This window comes from Streptomyces sp. NPDC018029 (assembly GCF_044327655.1).
Taxonomy (GTDB): domain Bacteria; phylum Actinomycetota; class Actinomycetes; order Streptomycetales; family Streptomycetaceae; genus Streptomyces.
The window spans coordinates 553,439-568,884 of sequence record NZ_JBIRFV010000002.1; the positions used below are offsets into that span (position 1 = coordinate 553,439).

Genomic DNA, 15,446 nt, shown 5'->3' on the forward strand with positions numbered 1-15,446 from the left:
GTGAAGTCTGTGGCAGGCGGAATCTGGGAGGAGATCGCCGGGGCTCGTGGCCGACTGGCGGTGGGTGGGGGCTGGTCGCGCAGTTCCCCGCGCCCCTGAAAGGCGCACTTCGTGCGCCGTCTCAGGGGGCGCGTCCGGGAAAGGCGCGGCGAAGCCGCAGGCCTTCAGGGGCGCGTCCGGGGAAGACTGCGGCGAAGCCGCGTGTCTTCAGGGGCGCGGGGAACTGCGCGAGCAACCACGACGCACCCGCGGTCGGCGACGCACCCCGGCCCCTACGGCGCGACCCCTACAGCCGCTCGACGATCGTGGCGATGCCCATCCCCCCGCCCACGCACAACGTGGCCAACCCGTACCGGAGATCCCTGCGCTCCAGCTCGTCCACCAGCGTCCCGAGGATCATCGCCCCGGTCGCCCCCAGCGGGTGACCGAGCGCGATCGCACCCCCGTTGACGTTCACCTTGTCCAGGGACAGCCCCATGTCCTTCACGAAGCGCAGCACGACCGCCGCGAACGCCTCGTTGATCTCGACGAGGTCGATGTCGTCGATGGTGAGCCCGGCCTTCGCGAGCGCCTTGCGGGTCGCGGGCGCGGGCCCGGTCAGCATGATCAGCGGCTCGGAGCCGGAGACCGCCGCGGAGACGATCCGCGCACGCGGCGCGAGGCCGTACCGCTCGCCGATCTCCTTCGTGCCGATGGCGACCAGTGAGGCGCCGTCGACGATGCCGGAGGAGTTGCCCGCGTGGTGGACGTGGTCGATCTCCTCGACCCAGTGGTACTTCTGCAGCGCGACCGCGTCGAAGCCCCCCATGTCGCCGATGTCCTTGAAGGACGGCTTCAGCTTGGCCAGGGAGTCGGCGGTGGTGCCGGGCCGCATGTGCTCGTCGTGGTCGAGGACGACGAGGCCGTTGCGGTCCTTGACCGGTACGACGGACCTGTCGAAGCGGCCGTCCTTCCAGGCCGCGGCGGCGCGCTCCTGCGAGAGGGCCGCGTACTCGTCGACGTCGCGCCGCGAGAAGCCCTCGATGGTGGCGATGAGGTCGGCGCCGATGCCCTGCGGCGCGAAGCCGGTCTCGAAGTTGGTCATCGGGTCGTTGAACCAGGCGCCGCCGTCGGAGGCCATCGGCACCCGCGACATCGACTCGACGCCGCCCGCGAGCACCAGGTCCTCCCAGCCCGAGCGGACCTTCATCGCGGCGAGGTTGACCGCTTCGAGGCCGGAGGCGCAGAAGCGGTTCTCCTGGACGCCGGCGACCGTGTCGGGCAGGCCGGCGGCGATGGCGGCGATCCGCGCGATGTCGGAGCCCTGGTCGCCGACCGGGCCGACCACGCCGAGGACGATGTCGTCGATGGCGGCCGGGTCCAGGTCCGGGAACCGTGCCTGGATCTCGTGGATCAGGCCGACGACGAGGTCGATCGGCTTGGTGCCGTGCAGGGCACCGTTGGCCTTGCCGCGTCCGCGCGGGGTGCGGATCGCGTCGTATACGTACGCTTCGGTGGTCACGCGTGAGCCTTTCGGGGGTGTCCGGGAGGGTCCGGGGTGTCCGGGAGGGTCGAGGGGCCTGAGAGGTCAGCCGAGGAGCGAGCGGCCGATGATCTCCTTCATGATCTCGGTCGTACCGCCGTAGATGGTCTGGATGCGGCCGTCGGTGAAGGCCTTGGCGACGCGGTACTCCGCCATGTAGCCGTACCCGCCGTGCAGTTGCAGGCAGCGGTCGGCGACCCGCTTCTGCAGCTCGGTGGCCCACCACTTCGCCATCGACGCGTGCACGGCGTCGAGTTCGCCGTTCGAGTGGTCGACGATGCACCGGTCGAGGAACGTGCGGGTGACGGCGCACTCGGTGGCCATCTCCGCGATCTCGAAGCGGATGTGCTGAAGCTTGGCCAGCGGCCGCCCGAAGGCCTCCCGCTCCTTCACGTAGGTCGTGGTGATGTCCAGGAGGTGCTCGGCGGCGGCGATCCCGGCGACGGCGATGCCCATGCGCTCCTGCGCGAGGTTCGTCATCAGGTGGATGAAGGCGCCGTTGAGCTCGCCGAGCAGGTTCTCCTTGGGGACGCGCACGTCGTTGAAGAAGAGCTCCGCCGTGTCCTGGGCCTTCTGGCCGATCTTGTCGAGGTTGCGGCCCCGCTCGAAGCCCTCCGTGCCGCGCTCGACGACGAGGAGCGACAGTCCGTGGGCGCCGCCTTCCGGGGACGTCTTGGCGACGACGATGACGAGGTCGGCGAGGATGCCGTTCGAGATGAACGTCTTGGAGCCGTTGAGCACCCAGTGGTCGCCGTGGTCCTCGGCACTGGTGCGGATGCCCTGGAGGTCGGAGCCGGCGCCGGGCTCGGTCATCGCGATGGCCGTGATGGTCTCGCCGGTGCAGAAGCCGGGCAGCCAGCGCCGCTTCTGCTCCTCGGTGGCGAGCGAGGTCAGATAGGGGCCGATGATGTCGTTGTGCAGGCCGATCGCGAGCCCGGCGGCGCCCGCGCGCGTGAACTCCTCGGCGAGGACCGCGGAGTAGCGGAAGTCGTCGTTCCCGCCGCCTCCGTACTCCTCGGGGACGGCGAGGCCGAGCAGGCCCTGCTTGCCGGCGGCGAGCCAGGCGTCACGGCTGACGATCCCGTCCTTCTCCCACTGCTCGTAGTGCGGCAGCACCTCCTTGGCGAGGAAGGTGCGGACGGTCTCGCGGAACGCCTCGTGTTCCGCGGAGAAGATCTGTCGCTTCACGTACGGCCTCCTAGAGCCAGCCCTTGACGGTTTCGATCAGTGCGGCCGGCTCGGGGCCGACGGGTATGACGTTGAGCATGGTGACGCCCGCGGCGCGGAAGGCCTCGACGCGTTCGCGGACATAGCCTTCGGGGCCGCAGAGCGACATGAGCTCGCAGAACTCGTCCGGGACGGCGGCCTCGGCCTCCTTCTTCTTCCCTGCCAGGTAGAGCTCCTGGATGCGCGCGGCCTCTTTTCCGTAGCCGTACGCGACCGCGAGGTCGTTGTAGAAGTTCTTCCCCTTCGCGCCCATGCCGCCTACGTAGAGGGCGATCTGGGGTCGCGCGAGGTCCCGTGCGGCCGCCGCGTCGTCGCCGATGGCGAGCAGTCCCCCGGCGACGGTCCGGAGCGGGCCGAGGGCCGGATCGCGCTTCTCCTTGCCGGCGGCGAGCGCGGCGCCCCACACCTCGTGCGCCTTCTCCGGGATGAAGAGGGTGGGCAGCCAGCCGTCGGCGACCTCGGCGGTCATGCGGACGTTGGCGGGGCCCAGGGAGGCGACGTACAGCGGTACTTCGGGGCGCACCGGCTTCGTGAGGATCTTCAGGGGCTTGCCGAGCCTGCCGCCCTTCTCCGGAGGCAGCGGCATGTCCGTGATGCCGTGGTGGTCGATGACCTCGCGGCGCAGGATGCGGCGGGTCAGCTCGATGGTCTCGCGGGTGCGGCCGAGCGGCTTGTCGTACGCCTTGCCGTGCCAGCCCTCGACGACCTGGGGGCCGGAGGCACCGAGGCCGATGATGGCGCGCCCGCCGGAGACCGCGTCGAGTCCGGCGGCGGTCTGGGCGATGAGGGCGGGGGTGCGGGAGTAGACGTTGAGGATGGCGGCGCCGATCTTCATGCGCTCCGTACGCGCCGCGAGGTAGCCCATGATCGTGGGCGAGTCGAAGCCGTACGCCTCCGCGACCCACACGGCGTCCAGGCCCGCGGACTCCAGCGCGGCGACGTTGTCGGCCGCCTCGCGGGGGTCGCCGGCGTAGGCGAGGGGTGAGGACAGCTCCATCAGTCGTCTTCCTTCTCTGGCTGCTCTGTCGCGAGCGCCGGTACGTCCCAGTCGCGGGCCACCTCGGCGGTGTCGGCGCCGGGCTGCGCGGGACCCGTGCGGACCCGCGTCGGGGTCGCGGAGAAGCGGGGCGCGGGGGCGGGCTGGGTGATGCCGCCGTGGTCGACGAAGGTGCCGCGCGCGGCGAGGTGCGGGTGGGCGGGCGCCTCGCGCAGGGACAGCACGGGCGCCACGCACGCGTCGGAGTCCTCGAAGACGGCCGTCCACTCGTCGCGCGTACGTTCCCTGAAGCGGGTGGCGACCGCCTCGCGCAGCTCGCCCCAGCGGGCCAGGTCCTTGCGGGCGGGTGCCACGTCGGCGAGGCCGAGCAGGGCGATGAACTCGTCGTAGAACTGCTGCTCCAGGGAGCCGACCGCCATGTAGCCGCCGTCCGCGGTTTCGTAAGTGCCGTAGAACGGGCAGCCGCCGTCGAGGAGGTTGGCGCCGCGGCGGTCCTGCCAGCCGCCGGCCGCGAGCATGCCGTGGATCATCGCGGAGAGGTGGGCCGCGCCGTCGACGATCGCGGCGTCCACGACCTGCCCGGTGCCGTGCACGCGCGCGTGGTTGAGCGCCGCGAGGACGCCGACGACCAGATAGAGCGAGCCGCCCGCGTAGTCGCCGACGAGGTTCGCGGGGATCGCTGGCGGCTCGTCGGCGTTGCCGATCATGCCGAGGGTGCCGGTGATGGCGATGTACGCGATGTCGTGCCCGGCACGCTGTGCGAGCGGTCCCTCCTGGCCCCAGCCGGTCATCCGGCCGTAGACGAGCGCGGGGTTGCGGGCGTGGCAGGCCTCGGGGCCGACGCCGAGGCGCTCGGCCACGCCCGGCCGGTAGCCCTCGATGAGGACGTCGGCGCGCTCGGCCAGGTCGAGGACGCGGGCCGCGCCGTCATCGGCCTTCAGGTCGATGACGACGGAGCGTTTGTTGCGGTTGGTCACGTCGTAATCGGGATCGATCGCGAGGCCGCCGCCGCGGGGGCGGTCGACGCGCACGACGTCCGCGCCGAGATCGGCCAGCAGCATGGCCGCGAACGGGCCGGGCCCGATGCCCGCCAGCTCCACCACGCGCACTCCGGCGAGCGGTCCGTGAACGCTCTTGCCCGGCACTGCCATTGAGCCCCCAGCGCTATGACCCAGCTATGACACAACTGATGTAACACCAGTGATGCTAAGAACGTGTTCCACCGTGCACAAGCCCCTGGCGAGCAAGCGCTTAGCCAATTCCGGGGCGCCGCCCACTCCCGGCCGTGCGGCGCCTAGCCTGGAGGCATGGATTCCGTACTGGTCAGCGCATGTCTGCGGGGAGTGCCCTGCCGCTACGACGGCCGGGACAAGGCCTTGCCGGAGCTCGACGAGGCGGTGGCGGGCCGCACGGTCGTGTCGTTCTGCCCCGAGGCCGCCGGGGGCCTGCCGACGCCGCGCCGCCCCGCCGAGCTCGTCGGGGGCGACGGGCATGACGTCCTTGACGGCACCGCGCGGGTGGTCGAGGACACCGGACGCGACGTGACGGCCGAGTTCGTGGACGGCGCGCGGCGCGCGCTGGCCGCCGCGCGGCACGGCGGGTGCACGGAGGCGCTGCTGATGCCGCGCAGCCCGTCGTGCGGCCGTGGGACGGTGTACGACGGGTCGTTCGGCGGGGAGTTGGTGGCGGGCGACGGGGTCACCGCGGCCCTGTTCGAGCGGAACGGCCTCAAGGTGCGGCCGGCGCCGGGGGTGTAGGCCGGGCTCCGGCGCGCGCACGCTAGCCTCGGCCACTCACGACCGCACGGGGGCGTACAGCGGAGAGGTGTCATGACCAGTCAGCACGGCGAAAGCGACGGGAACGACGAGACCGGCGCGAAGACGGAACGCGCCTACGACATCGTGCTCTTCGGAGCGACCGGCTTCGTGGGGGTGCTCACCGCCGAGTACCTCGCCTCGCACGCCCCTGAGGGGTTGCGGTGGGCCATCGCGGGGCGCGACACGGGGAAGTTGGAGCGGCTGCGCGAGCGCCTGGCCGCACTCGACCCCGCGTGCGCCGAACTCCCCCTGGTGCGCGCCGATGTGGCGGACCCGGAATCCCTGCGGGAGATGGCCGCCCACGCGCGCGTGGTCGCCACGACCGTCGGCCCCTATCTGACGTACGGGCAGGACCTGGTCGCCGCGTGCGCGGAGGCGGGCACGGACTACGTGGACCTGACGGGCGAGCCGGAGTTCGTCGACCTGATGTACGTGAAGCACGACTCCCGCGCGCGGGAGACCGGCGCGCGCTTGGTGCACGCCTGCGGCTTCGACTCGGTCCCGCACGACCTGGGTGCGTACTTCACCGTGCAGCAGCTGCCCGAGGGAGTGCCGCTGCGCGTCGACGGTTTCGTGCGAACCAACGGCCAGTTCTCGGGCGGCACGTTCGCCTCCGCGCTCAACCAGTTCGCGCGGGCCCCGCAGATGCTGGCCGCCGCGAAGGAGCGACGGCGCCACGAGCCGCGCCCGACGGACCGCAAGGCGTACGCCCCGCCGAGCGCGCCCCGGTACGCAGCTGAAGTGGGCGCGTGGGCACTGCCGTTGCCGACGATCGACCCGCAGGTGGTGCAGCGCTCGGCGCGCGCCCTGGAGCGGTACGGGCCCGACTTCCGCTACCGGCACTACGCGGCCGTGAAGACGCTGCCGGTCGCGCTGGGCGCACCGGTGGCCCTCGGCGGTCTGCTGGCGGCCGCGCAACTGCCGCCCGCGCGACGGTGGTTGTCGGGCCGGCTGAAGCCCGGCGACGGGCCGAGCCAGGAGCGGCGGGCCAAGACGTGGTTCTCGGTGCGGTTCGTCGGCGAGGGCGGCGGCAAGCGGGTCTTCACCGAGGTCTCGGGCGGCGACCCCGGCTACGACGAGACGGCGAAGATCCTCGCCGAGTCGGCGCTGTGCCTCGCCCTCGACACCCTGCCGCCGACCGCGGGGCAGGTGACCACCGCAGTGGCGATGGGCGACGCGCTGCTCGCGCGGCTGCGGGCGGCGGGGATGTCGTTCCGGGTCGCCTCGGTGCGGTAGCACGGCGCGCGCAGATGCCCCGCACGTTCCCGTGCGGGGCATCCATCGGCAGGTCAGACCACCGGCACCGGGTAGGTCGGGTACTCCACCCCGGAGACGTACTGGACGACCCGGATGACCTGGCACGAGTAGCCGAACTCGTTATCGTACCACAGGTAGAGGATCGCGTTGTCGCCGTCGACCTTGGTGGCGCCGGCGTCGACGATCGAGGCGTGGCGCGAGCCGATGAAGTCGTTGGAGACCGCGTCGGGGGCGCTGGTGAAGTCGATCTGACGCTTGAGCGGCGAGGTCAGCGACACGTTGCGGAGGTAGTCGAGGACCTCGTCGCGGGTCGCCTCGCGGCCGAGCCGCAGGCTGAGGATGGCGATCGAGACGTCCGGCACCGGCACGCGGATCGAGCTGCCCGTGATCGGCGCCTTGAGGTCCGGCAGCGCCTTGGCGACGGCGGAGGCGGCCCCGGTCTCCGTGATGACCATGTTGAGCGGCGCGGAGCGGCCTCGGCGGTCCGCCTTGTGGTAATTGTCCAGCAGGTTCTGGTCGTTGGTGAACGAGTGGACGGTCTCCACATGGCCGCGCACCACGCCGTACTCGTCCGCCATCGCCTTGAGCGGCGGCACGATCGCGTTGGTGGTGCAGGAGGCGCAGGACAGGATCTGCTCGTCCGGCTTGATCGTGTCGTGGTTGACGCCGTGCACGATGTTCGGGACGTCGCCCTTGCCCGGGGCGGTCAGGACGACCTTGTCGATGCCGGGGCGCAGGTGCTGCGAGAGGCCCTCGCGGTCCCGCCACTTGCCGGTGTTGTCGATGAGGATGGCGTCCTTGATGCCGTACGCCGTGTAGTCGACCTCGGAGGGGTCGTTGGCGTAGATCACCTTGATCTCGTTGCCGTTGGCGACGATCGTGCTGTTCGCCTCGTCGACGGTGATCGTGCCCTGGAACTGGCCGTGGATGGAGTCGCGGCGCAGCAGCGAGGCGCGCTTGACGATGTCCTGCTCTCCACCACGGCGCACGACAACGGCACGCAGTCGCAGGCCGTTGCCGGAGCCCGCCTTCTCGATGAGCAGGCGGGCGACGAGGCGGCCGATGCGGCCGAAGCCGTAGAGGACGACGTCGCGGCCCTCGCGGCACTCGATCTTGTTCTCGCCCGTGGCGCCGGCGACGGCCTCGGCGGTGAACTCCTCGACGCTCAGACCGCGGTCGTCGGTCCGGTACGTCGCGGCGAGCATGCCGATGTCGATCTGCGAGGGGCCGAGGTCGAGGGTGGTGAGCGCCCGCAGGAACGGCAGCGTCTCGGTGACCGAGAGCTCCGCGCCGGCGATCTGCCGGGCGAATCGGTGGGTCTTCAGGATGCTGACCACCGACTTGTTCACCAAGGAGCGGCTGTGCAGCAGGACCGTCACGTCCCGCTCGCGGTGCAGCTTCCCGATGATCGGGATCATCGACTCCGCGATCTCCTCGCGGTGCTTCCAATTGGTGAACGAGTCGTCATTGACAGTCACAGAAGTATCTTTCGAGCTAGGCGGCGCTCATATGCTAACCCGCCCCTCATTTGATCGTTCAACCCGGTCACTCACGCTCCGGTCGCCTCCCGCAGAGCCTTGCGGCACAGGGCGTCCGCGCGCCGGGTGGACTCCGGGAGGCGGTAGCGGGGCGTCAGCCGCAGGACGTGCTCGCAGGCGTTGGCCAGGCTCACGCGGTGGCCGACCGAGACGAAGACCGGCTTCACACCCTCTCGGGTGCGCAGCGCGCGGCCCACCTCCTCGGCGCCGTCCAGCAGCGGCGCCCCGCTCCCCCGCGCGGCGGCCGGGGCGTCGTACGAGAAGGTGAAGGGGTTCTTGGCGACGCCCAGCGTGGGCAGCCCGGTCAGGACGCCGAGGTGGCTCGCGAGGCCGAAGCGGCGCGGGTGGGCGATGCCGTAGCCGTCGCAGACGACGAGCCCGGGGTCGGCCCGCAGCCCGTCGAGCGCGGCGCGGACCGCCGGGATCTCGCGGAACGCCAGCAGGCCCGGCACATAGGGGAACGCCACCGTGCCGACCGCCGTCGACTCCTCGACCACGTCGAGCGTCGCGGCGTCCAGGACGACGACGGCCGCGGCGACGACGTCCCGTTCGTCGTCGTAGGCGACGTCCACCCCGGTCACGTGTCCCGTGCCGGGCGGCGGGCCCTCTTCGTCGAGGACGACGCGAGCGCGCAATTCGTCCTGGACGGCGCGGGCCGTCCGTTCGTCGGTGGGCCAGTCAGGGGGCAGTGTGTGGCTGATCATGGTGCGGGCCAGCCTAGTTGGGCGCCGACGAGGGACGACGACCGCCAGAGGCGGCCCGGATGTCCGGCATCACGGACCTGGATGTCCGGCATTAAAGAAGCGTAAAGATTGCCGGAAGCAGGCAATGTCAGAGCTTTTGCCGCCGTGCCAGGATCGCCCCGTACCGAGGTGAACGGCTTGACGGGGGAAGTGATCCGATGACGGTGTTTCTGGTTCTCGGCATCACGGGGATCGTGCTGCTGGCGCTCTCGCTCGTCCTCGACGGGGTGCTCGACAGCCTCTTCGGCGGGGCGGGCGCGCTGGACGGGCTCTTCGACGGCCTCCTCTCACTGCCGGTCGTCGCCGGGTTCGTGTCCATGCTCGGCTTCGGCGGGGCGCTCGTGCTCGGCACCACCGGACTCGGCGCGGGCCCCGCCACCGTCGCGGGAGCCTGCGCCGGGACCGGCGCGGGCTGGGTGACGTGGAAGTTCACCCGGGCCCTGATGCGTGACCAGACCGCCCGCACCCCGCGCGGCGACGACCTCGTGGGCACCCCGGGGTCCGTGGTCACCGCGATCCCGGCCGACGGCTACGGCGAAGTGCTGCTGCACCTCGCGGGCCAGCGCGTGAAGTTCGCGGCCCGCAGCTCCGCCGCCGTGGCGCGGGGCACCGAGATCTGGGTCGACGCGACGCTCTCGCCGACCTCGGTGACCGTGCGGCCCGTGGAGCGCTGACCCGGCGCACGCCGACCGGTCACCCGCCGGCCGCACACCCGACCCATCACGAAACCGATCTGCCGTCCCCGGGCGGCAGGGGGGAACGCACCATGAGCCCAGTCCTGATCTCCGTCGTCGGAGTCGTCGTACTCCTCGTCCTGTCGGCGCTCGTCGTCATCACGCGCTACAAGGTCGCCGGGCCGAGCGAGGCCTTCATCGTGACCGGCCGGCGCGGCAAGAAGTCCACCGACCCGGACACCGGCCGCGTCATGACCGACAACAGCGGCCAGAAGGTCGTGGTCGGCGGCGGCGTCTTCGTCGTGCCGTTCGTGCAGCAGAAGTTCACCCTCGACCTGTCCTCGCGGCACATTCCGATCGCCGTGCGCGGCGCGGTCACGCTGCGCGGCGTGAAGGCGAACCTCGAAGGCGTCGCCATCGTGAAGGTCGGCGGCACCGAGGACTCGATACGGGCCGCGGCCCAGCGGTTCCTGGTGCAGCAGGACGGCATCGTCGGCTTCACCCAGGAGGTCCTGTCCGGCGCGCTGCGCTCCATCGTGGGGCGGATGTCGGTCGAGGACATCATCAGGGACCGCGCCGCGTTCGCCGGGCAGGTCGCCGAGGAGGCCGAGGCCAGCCTGTCCGGGCAGGGCCTCGTCCTGGACGCCTTCCAGATCCAGGACATCACCACCGAGGGCTCCTACCTGGAGGACCTCGGGCGGCCCGAGGCGGCCCGCGCCAAGCAGGAGGCGGACATCGCCGAGGCGGTGGCGCGCCGCGCCGCCGAGCAGGCGCGGCTGAAGGCCGAGGAGGAGATCGCGATCGCCCAGCGGACGTTCGCGCTCAAGCAGGCCGAGATCAAGGCGGAGACGGACGAGGCCGCGGCCCGCGCCGCCGCCGCGGGACCGCTCGCCGAGGCGGCCCGGCAGCAGGACGTCCTGTCCGAGCAGGAGAAGGTGGCCCAGCGCCAGGCCGCCCTGACCGACCGCGAGCTGGACACCAAGGTCCGCAAGCCCGCCGACGCCGCGCGCTACCAGGCCGAGCAGGAGGCGGAGGCCCGCAGGATCGGCCTGGTCAAGCAGGCCGAGGCCGACGCGGAGCGGGCCCGTCTCACCGGTGAGGGCGAGAAGGCGCACCGCGCCGCGCTCGCCGACGCCGTGCGCCTGGAGGGCGAGGCGGAGGCCGCCGCCATCGGCGCGAAGGGGACCGCTGAGGCGGAGGCGATGCACAAGAAGGCCGACGCGTTCACGCGGTACGGCGACGCCGCCGTCCTGCAGATGCTCGTCGAGGTCCTGCCGAGCGTGGTCGCCAAGGCGTCCGAGCCGCTCAGCGCGGTGGACAAGATGACGGTGATCTCCACGGACGGGGCCAGCCAACTCTCGCGCACCGTGGCCGACAACGTCGCCCAGGGCGTCGAGCTGCTCAACTCCACCACGGGCGTCGACCTCGCGGAGCTCCTGAAGAACCTCACCGGAGGCAAGGCGCCGGCACCGGCGCCCGCACCCGCGCCCGTCAACGGCCGGATCGAAGTGACCGACTAGCCGCCGCTCACTCCCGTACGCCGCATCACGAGCGCCAGCGTGTCGTCCTGGTGGAGCACGTCACCGAGCAGGTCCCCGGCCAGCAGGCCGGGGATCTGCTCGGTCGGCCGTGCGCGGTGCCGGCACAGGGCCTCCTTGAGCCGGGCCTCGCCCGCGATGGGGTCCCTGCGGCTCTCGGTGAGGCCGTCCGTGTAGAGGAGCAGCACGTCGTCGTGGGCCATGGTGGTGGTCAGGACGCGGTCGCTGCCGGGCAGAGGAAAACCGATTCCGCGCCCGCGCACCTCGAGATAGGTCGCGCTGCCGTCCCCGTGGGCGAGCAGGGCCGGGGGGTGGCTGCCGTTGGCCAGGGAGAGGCTTCCGTCGACCGGGTCGAGGCGGGCGAGGAGCAGGGTGGCCATGACGTTCTGGTCGAAGGGCGCCAGGATGGTGTCGGTCCGCGCCACGATGCTCTCCAGCGGGTGGCCTTCGAGGGCGAGGGTGCGCACCGCGTGGGTGACGGTCAGCGCGGTGCGGGTGCTGGTGATGCCGTGCCCGATCGCGTCGACGACGGTGATGTGGACGGTGCCGTCCGGGAGGGTGAACCAGTCGTACAGGTCGCCGCCGGTGGGGGCGTCGTCGCTGGCCGGGGCGTAGTGCACGGCCAGTTCCAGGCCGTCGACGTGCAGCGGTCTGGGGCGCAGCGCGTCCTCCAGGGCGCGCAGGGTGCGGCCGTGCGCCGTGCGCAGCTGTTCGTCGCGTTCTTCGAGCTGTACGTAGAGGGCGAGGACCCCGCTGTTCGTCTCGGCCAGCTCGTGCTTGAGCCGCTGGTGTTCGTCGGCCAGGGCGTCCGCGCGGGCCAGCGCCGCCCGGAGCTCCTCCTCCAGCAGGGCGACGTCGGTCTCGCCGTGCTGCGCGGGGGCGGCCGGGGGGCGGCTCGGCTGCCACCCGCCGACGTAGGGTGTGCCGGGGCCGTGCGAGCCGGCGGGCGGCAGGGGCAGGTTCCATACGAACGTGCCGTCCGGCTCGGTCATCGCGCGCAGCGGCAGGCGGTCCGTCGCCACCTGCGCGCCGGTGCTCTGGTGCGGCAGGCGCAGGGCGAAGGTCAGCCGGTGGGCGCCGTCCTCGCCCGTCTCGCGTCCGCTCAGCAGGGTGACCGGACGGCCGTGGCCGAGGGCCGAGGCGGCCACCTCGCTCAGTGACAGGACGAGGCGCGCCCGGTCGTCGGCGGGCAGCCGGTGCCCCAGGGCGATGCTTCGCACGGTGTGCCGGAGGGCCTTGAGCGTACGGACGGTTTCGCGGGTCATCTCATTCCCAGGTGCGGGCCGAGGGCCAGGATGGTGGCGTCGTCACGACGGCGGCGGTGGGTGTGGGCCAGGGAGGCCGCAAGCAGCACCGGGGGCAGTGTGAGGCGCGCGTCGGTGGGGGCGTGGGTCCACCGGTGGTCGATGCCGTCGGTGTACAGGACCACGGTGGTGTGCTCGGCGAGGTCCACGAACCGGCTCCTGGGTTTGGGGAGGTTGTAGCCGACGATGCCGGCGTGCCCGGTGAGCTGGTGGTGGATGCCTCGGGGGGACAGGGTCGTGGCGCGGACGTTGCCGATGCCGCAGAACTCGATCCGGTCGCCGGTGGTGCGCAGCACGGCGGCGGCGGCGCCGCGGGTGTGCCGCAGCGCCTTGTGCAGTGCGGCGATGATGTCCACCAGGGGGGCGGTGGGGTTCGCCAGGAAGGTGCGTTCGGCGCGCTGGGCGGCCGTGGCGGCCTCGGCGCCGTGACCGAGCCCGTCGATCACCAGCACGGTCCGGGTGCCGTCGTGTTCGGCGACGGCGTATCCGTCGCCGCTCTCGTGCTCCCCGTCGGCCGGCAGGCACAGGCTTCCCAGGGCGGCCGGGGCGCGGGGCTCGTCCGGCTCGGCGAGGCGGGCGTGGGCGAGCGTGCCGAGTCCGCCGTCCGAGCGGATGGCGAAGTCGGTGGCGATGCGGCGCGCGGCGCCGAGCCCCGCCCCGATCGTCTTGGTGGTGCTGTAGCCGTCCCTGAGGCTCAGGGCGACATCGGGCATGCCGGGGCCGCTGTCGACGGCGACGATGTCCATGCCGCCGCGCAGGGGCGAGCGCTGGATGAACAGGGCGCCGTTCCTGGCGTGCTTGACGATGTTGCTGGCCAGCTCGCTCGCGAGCACGGCCGCCTGGTCGGGCAGCGCTCCTGGCATGCCGCGCGCCGCCGACCGGGCCTGATCGGCCGCGCTCTGCACCGCGCTGGGGTGGTCTATGGCGATGTGCAGGGTGCGTGCCGCCGCGTCGGTGTTCACCGTCGTCCGTTCCACCGCACGGCGGTGATGGTCGTGCCCTGGCCCGGCGCGGTCTGCACCTTGAACTCGTCCATGAGGCGGCGTGCGCCGCCGAGCCCGTGGCCGAGCCCTGCACCGGTCGTGTACCCGTCGACGAACGCCTGGTCGAGGTCGGCGATGCCCGGCCCCTGGTCGGTCACCGAGAGGCGCAGCCCGCGTCGGCCGCCCTGCCCGATGATCTCCAGGGTGACGGAGCCTCCGCCGCCGTGGACGTAGGCGTTACGGGCCAGTTCGCTGGCGGCCGTGACGATGCGCGTCTGGTCCACGAGCCCGAAGCCGGCCCGCAGGGTCGCTTCGCGCACCGCGTGCCGCACCGCGAGCAGGTCTTCCTCGGCCCGGATGGCGTGCTCGCTGCGGAGGGGCTCGCCCTCGGCACGGGTCTGGGCGGGGACGGTGCGCTTTTCTTCGAGGTCACCGTAGAGGGACACCACGGCTCCCCTTGGATGATCGGGCAGGCTGCCAGCCGAGTGCGATCATCCCCTGCTCCGCGTTGAGGGTGGTCTCCACACCGGACAGCTCCAGCCCCAGTTCCACCAGGGTGATCGCGACCGCGGGCCGCATGCCGGCCACTATCACCCGGGCGCCCAGCAGCCGCGCCGTGGTCGTCAGCTCCATCAGCGTACGAGCCACGAACGAGTCGATGATCTCCAGCCGGGAGATGTCGATGAGGATCGCGCGCGCACGGTCGGCGACGATGCGCTGCGTCAGCTCCTCGGTGAAGGCGATCGCCGCCCTGTCGTCGAGTTCGTTCAGCAGACCGGTGACGAGCACGTCACCGAGCCGCAGGATCGGTACGCCGCTCAAGTCGCCGCTCACCGCGCGTCCGCGAACGAGGCCCGCTGCTCCGGCTGGTCGGTGAGCAGCGGGATGGCGGCGGCGAGGGCGTCGGCCAGCGTCGCACGGGTCAAGATGGCGGACAGGTCGATGCCGAGCTGCGCGATGATCTGGGCGATCGGCGGGCGGATGCCGCTGATCACACAGTCGGCGCCCATCAGCCGCACCGCGTTGACGGTCTGCATGAGGTGGTGCGCGACCGCGGTGTCCACCGTGGGAACACCGGTGATGTCGATGATGGCGACCTGCGCCTCGTCCCGCTCGATGGCCTCCAAGAGGTTCTCCATCACGACCTGGGTGCGGGTCGTGTCGAGCGTCCCGATCAGCGGGACGGCGAGGACCCGGTCCCAGATGCGCACCACGGGCGTGGACACTTCCAGGAGCTGGCGGCTCTGTCGCCGGATGATCTCCTCTCGGCCCTCGACGAAGGTCTCGAAGGAGATGGCGCCGGCGTTGTCGAGCAGGCGGTTGATGAACAGGGCGGCCTGGTAGAGGGCGGTGACGTCCCGCGTGTCCTGCTGCACCGCTTCCAGCAGCGCTTCCTTCAGCGCCAGCACGGCCATGTAGATGGACGTGGGGTTCGCGCCTCCTCTGGCGCGGCGCAGCGAGAGGTCCATGATGGCCTGCCGCAGACTGCGGTGCGAGACCACGACTTCCTGCACGGGACAGTCCGTCTCCAGGCCGGCGAGCAGCGTCTCGACCAAGGAGTCGGCTTCCTCGTTCAGCTCGTCCTCGGTGATGCCTGTCTCCAGGACCGCCTGTTCCGACTGAAGCTGCACCCAGCGATCGGCGACTTTCTCCCCCTGCTCACGCAGGGCGGCAATGACGCGCGACCGGGCCTCGGGCTCACTGGTGTTCATTCCATCCACCTTAGCAATTGTTGTCGCACGGCAAATGTTAACCGAGGTCGACGATCTTCCGCAGGCAGAGGCTACGACGCGTCAACTGCGCGCACCAGCAGCACCGTTGTCACCGTGATCGGTCCACGACCGTC

General features: G+C 71.7%; 15 protein-coding genes. 4 read left to right on the plus strand and 11 right to left on the minus strand.

All coding sequences use genetic code 11. From position 1 onward, the window contains the following. Window positions 1-286: 286 nt before the first annotated feature. The 4 genes from ACH4D5_RS06620 to ACH4D5_RS06635 all read right to left on the minus strand — a co-directional run bounded on the left by ACH4D5_RS06620 (window position 287) and on the right by ACH4D5_RS06635 (window position 4,897). The gene (locus tag ACH4D5_RS06620; RefSeq protein ID WP_398299269.1) at window positions 287-1,501 is read right to left on the minus strand and encodes an acetyl-CoA C-acetyltransferase; all 1,215 of its coding nucleotides are present in this window, start codon (window positions 1,499-1,501) and stop codon (window positions 287-289) included. A gap of 66 nt (window positions 1,502-1,567) precedes the next feature. Continuing rightward, window positions 1,568-2,710: an acyl-CoA dehydrogenase family protein gene (locus tag ACH4D5_RS06625; RefSeq protein WP_398299271.1), complete on the minus strand. Its 1,143-nt coding sequence runs from the start codon at window positions 2,708-2,710 to the stop codon at window positions 1,568-1,570. A gap of 10 nt (window positions 2,711-2,720) precedes the next feature. Continuing rightward, a complete protein-coding gene (locus ACH4D5_RS06630) occupies window positions 2,721-3,746 on the minus strand; it encodes an LLM class F420-dependent oxidoreductase (RefSeq protein ID WP_398299273.1) in 1,026 nt (341 codons plus the stop codon). After that, window positions 3,746-4,897, minus strand: coding sequence for a CaiB/BaiF CoA transferase family protein (locus tag ACH4D5_RS06635; RefSeq protein ID WP_398299275.1), 1,152 nt, complete (start codon window positions 4,895-4,897; stop codon window positions 3,746-3,748). The genes ACH4D5_RS06630 and ACH4D5_RS06635 overlap by 1 nt, the downstream gene beginning before the upstream one ends. Window positions 4,898-5,053: 156 nt before the next feature. Here ACH4D5_RS06635 and ACH4D5_RS06640 point away from each other — a divergent pair, with 156 nt between their 5' ends. Both ACH4D5_RS06640 and ACH4D5_RS06645 read left to right on the plus strand, forming a co-directional pair. Then, complete coding sequence (locus ACH4D5_RS06640; protein WP_398299277.1) at window positions 5,054-5,503, plus strand: DUF523 domain-containing protein; 450 nt, start codon at window positions 5,054-5,056, stop codon at window positions 5,501-5,503. A 72-nt stretch (window positions 5,504-5,575) separates the two neighbouring features. Next, window positions 5,576-6,799 (plus strand): saccharopine dehydrogenase family protein, encoded by a 1,224-nt coding sequence (locus tag ACH4D5_RS06645; RefSeq protein ID WP_398299279.1) that lies wholly within the window; start codon window positions 5,576-5,578, stop codon window positions 6,797-6,799. 53 nt (window positions 6,800-6,852) lie between these two features. On the opposite strand, the gene ACH4D5_RS06650 is transcribed toward ACH4D5_RS06645, so the two are convergent. Further along, complete coding sequence (locus ACH4D5_RS06650) at window positions 6,853-8,298, minus strand: glyceraldehyde-3-phosphate dehydrogenase (protein WP_398299281.1); 1,446 nt, start codon at window positions 8,296-8,298, stop codon at window positions 6,853-6,855. 71 nt (window positions 8,299-8,369) lie between these two features. Further along, window positions 8,370-9,062: a deoxyribonuclease V gene (nfi, locus tag ACH4D5_RS06655; RefSeq protein WP_398299283.1), complete on the minus strand. Its 693-nt coding sequence runs from the start codon at window positions 9,060-9,062 to the stop codon at window positions 8,370-8,372. Between the two features lie 197 nt (window positions 9,063-9,259). Here nfi and ACH4D5_RS06660 point away from each other — a divergent pair, with 197 nt between their 5' ends. Then, entirely contained in the window at window positions 9,260-9,775 is a 516-nt protein-coding gene (locus ACH4D5_RS06660; protein WP_398299284.1) for a hypothetical protein, read from the plus strand. Window positions 9,776-9,867: 92 nt separating this feature from the next. Continuing rightward, window positions 9,868-11,295 (plus strand): flotillin family protein, encoded by a 1,428-nt coding sequence (locus ACH4D5_RS06665; RefSeq protein WP_398299286.1) that lies wholly within the window; start codon window positions 9,868-9,870, stop codon window positions 11,293-11,295. On the opposite strand, the gene ACH4D5_RS06670 is transcribed toward ACH4D5_RS06665, so the two are convergent. From ACH4D5_RS06670 to ACH4D5_RS06690, 5 genes are all read right to left on the minus strand, one after another. After that, window positions 11,292-12,578: a PP2C family protein-serine/threonine phosphatase gene (locus tag ACH4D5_RS06670; protein ID WP_398299288.1), complete on the minus strand. Its 1,287-nt coding sequence runs from the start codon at window positions 12,576-12,578 to the stop codon at window positions 11,292-11,294. The genes ACH4D5_RS06665 and ACH4D5_RS06670 overlap by 4 nt on opposite strands. Then, window positions 12,575-13,594 (minus strand): SpoIIE family protein phosphatase, encoded by a 1,020-nt coding sequence (locus ACH4D5_RS06675; RefSeq protein ID WP_398299290.1) that lies wholly within the window; start codon window positions 13,592-13,594, stop codon window positions 12,575-12,577. Before ACH4D5_RS06675 ends, ACH4D5_RS06670 begins: the two co-directional genes overlap by 4 nt. Beyond that, window positions 13,576-13,959 (minus strand): anti-sigma regulatory factor, encoded by a 384-nt coding sequence (locus ACH4D5_RS06680; protein WP_362995182.1) that lies wholly within the window; start codon window positions 13,957-13,959, stop codon window positions 13,576-13,578. The genes ACH4D5_RS06675 and ACH4D5_RS06680 overlap by 19 nt, the downstream gene beginning before the upstream one ends. Before the next feature lie 70 nt (window positions 13,960-14,029). Further along, the gene (locus ACH4D5_RS06685) at window positions 14,030-14,434 is read right to left on the minus strand and encodes an STAS domain-containing protein (protein WP_398299292.1); all 405 of its coding nucleotides are present in this window, start codon (window positions 14,432-14,434) and stop codon (window positions 14,030-14,032) included. Then, window positions 14,431-15,312, minus strand: coding sequence for an STAS domain-containing protein (locus tag ACH4D5_RS06690; protein WP_398299294.1), 882 nt, complete (start codon window positions 15,310-15,312; stop codon window positions 14,431-14,433). The genes ACH4D5_RS06685 and ACH4D5_RS06690 overlap by 4 nt, the downstream gene beginning before the upstream one ends. Window positions 15,313-15,446: the final 134 nt, after the last annotated feature.